Origin of the sequence: Enterococcus sp. VV15 (assembly GCF_005236045.1) — a bacterium.
Lineage (GTDB): Bacteria > Bacillota > Bacilli > Lactobacillales > Enterococcaceae > Enterococcus_B > Enterococcus_B durans.
The window spans coordinates 1-2,462 of record NZ_QPTY01000083.1 but is presented as its reverse complement, the minus strand read 5'-3'; the positions used below and the strand labels follow the sequence as shown (position 1 = coordinate 2,462).

At 33.9% G+C, this 2,462-nt stretch carries 3 protein-coding genes; all 3 read left to right on the top strand.

What is annotated here, in order from left to right:
* Positions 1-85: 85 nt before the first annotated feature.
* Positions 86-1,066, top strand: a complete 981-nt coding sequence (locus DVW83_RS14515) for a SpaA isopeptide-forming pilin-related protein (RefSeq protein ID WP_342353598.1) — start codon at positions 86-88, stop codon at positions 1,064-1,066.
* Positions 1,067-1,146: 80 nt separating this feature from the next.
* Complete coding sequence (locus DVW83_RS14510; RefSeq protein WP_123863203.1) at positions 1,147-1,788, top strand: hypothetical protein; 642 nt, start codon at positions 1,147-1,149, stop codon at positions 1,786-1,788.
* A gap of 20 nt (positions 1,789-1,808) precedes the next feature.
* Entirely contained in the window at positions 1,809-2,405 is a 597-nt protein-coding gene (locus DVW83_RS14505; protein WP_161569465.1) for a class A sortase, read from the top strand.
* Positions 2,406-2,462 lie beyond the last annotated feature (57 nt).

Sequence of the window (2,462 nt, the reverse complement as noted above, 5' to 3'; positions counted from 1 at the left end):
ATATAAGAAAACCCGAAAAGAAGGCACTCTCTTCGGGTTTTCGGTCTGTACTGAAATCAAGGTATTATTGGGAATCCCAGCTTAAATCATAGATGCCGTAAGGGATTTTATTCTTTATTTAAAACTTTGCAACAGAACCGTTGAATCTAAATCAGGTAGCACAAAATCTGGTTATAACGGCATTGAGTTCAAATTAACACCAATCAATGACACAAAAGGTGAAACAATCAGCACCAAAACAGTGACAAATAAAGATGGTTACGATGGTTACTTTGCATTTGAAAATATTCCTTATGGTGACTATGAATTAACAGAAGTAAAAGCGCCAGAAGGATATAAAATCATCAAACCATTAACAATTACTTCTGATTTTGACGCAGAAAAACGTGAATATACGTTTACTGTGACGGAAAAAGGTCAAAAAGAACCTTTAAAAGTCTTAACTGTTTCAGAAGATACAATCAATAACGGTTCAAATGTGATTCAATTGAGCAAATTATTTATCACAAATAACTTGGTTAAAGTACCAACAATCCGTACTTTAGCGACTGTCAATGGTGAAAAAACATTCACGCCAGCAAAAGATACACCAATGCACGATGACATTTTCTTGGGTAACTTGATTAAAGATGACAAATACAACCTAAAAATCAAACTTTGGAGAATCCAAAACGGAAACTACGAAAAAGCACAAGTTGTATTTGAAACAGATAAAGATTTTGTCGCTCAAGCAGAAAATGAAAAAGAAGTGATCGATACATTGGTAGATACGTCAAAAGACGATGAAAACACAAGCTATGTGTGGACAGAAGAGCTTTACGACGAAACTGGCAAAAAAGTGGCAGAACACAATGATTTAACGAATAAATATCAAACAGTGAAACCAGTTGTTTCAAACAAAACAAACACACCAACAAGTACACCTACTCAACAAGTTGCTAAAGCAAGCATTCCACAAACTTCAGGTGAGTTAAATGGGGCAATGGTATTTGGTGTATTTGCTGTAGTAATGGTAATTGCAGTAGGTACTTTTGTTTACACAAAAAAACAACGTGTAAATAAATAAACCACTTAGGCTAAACGTCTGAAAAGGCGTTTAGCTTTTTCTATTTTGTAAAGTTTGTTTACAAAGGTGGGCAAATCAATATGACAAGAACAATAAATGAACGCAAAATTTACAGTTCTCAAACGAAAAATTTTCTTTTAAATGTGCTTCATTATTCATTGACTTCAAATGAACTATTACTTTACCACTTAAACACTTCTAATGCTCCTGTCAAAACAATAGAAGTTTATACGACAGAATTAGAGACGATGATAATCAATTATCAGTTATTAGATGCAATTGATCTATCAAAAGTTTCTATTCCTTATCAAAAAAATATTCAAGGATATATGTATCACTATCAACGCTATTTAGTTTGTGTGGAAGAATACCTCAAACGAATTAAGCGAAGAAGTGATTATATCAAGGAAGTCTTAGAAGGGAAACATGAGTATCATTTCATTGATTTTACTCAATTTGTTTCTGAAAATCAGGAGTCGTTGGAACAAGCAAAACAGGAATTTGTCAATAGTGAATATGGTATAGATTATATTTTGATTGAAGATGGAAGTGTTCTAAAAGCTCATATTCTTGCGTTTTTAGAAGAATCCAGAGCATTATTTCAAGATATTTTACAAGCGACAGAAGCGGGGACGATCTCTTCACAAGTCGAGATTCAACAAGTATTTACAGAATACTTTACTAAAAATCAATCGCTCAGAGAAAAGAGTGATGATTCATGAATAAATGGAGAAAATCTTTTTTGATTATCTGGATATTATTTGGATTTTTTATTGTAGGATCGACTACTTATGGCTATTTTATTTTGCAAAAGCCAGACAATCGTAGTCAACTCTTACGTTCGCCAATTCAGCAGGAAGAACAAGTAGAAAAAAAGCAAGAAAGTAAAAATGCGAAAGCTTCTTTTAATCCACTGTTAATTCAGCCTGTTCATGCGGAAGAATTTGCAGAAGCTCAGTTACACTATGAGGATCTTGTGAACCAATGGGGAATCGGTGCGGTGTATATTCCGAGTTCGTCTATTCAAACCAAAATTTTGGCTGGTATGAGCAACGAAAATTTAATGGTTGGTGTTGGAACTTATCGGGCAGAACAACGACTAGGAAAAGGAAATTATGTATTATTAGCTCATAACCTTGTGCAAGGTGGTGGTGCGTTAAAGAATCTTCGTCAGACTTCAGAAGGTTCTTTAATTTATGCGACTGATTTTGCCAATATTTATGAGTACCGAGTAACGAAGAATCAAGTAATGAATCAATCAGAAGGAGAAGTATTAGATGAGCCGAAAGCAGAAGAAACACCGCTTATTACTTTTATTGGTTCTGTTGCAAAGTTTTAAATCTACTATCAAATAAGGTAGAATAATAGAAAAAGATAGCAGGAGGAATGACGATGA

What these genes read in the sequence shown, in the direction of transcription:
- DVW83_RS14510 (WP_123863203.1), top strand. Translation starts at nt 1,147, where the DNA reads ATGACAAGAACAATAAATGAACGCAAAATTTACAGTTCTCAAACGAAA.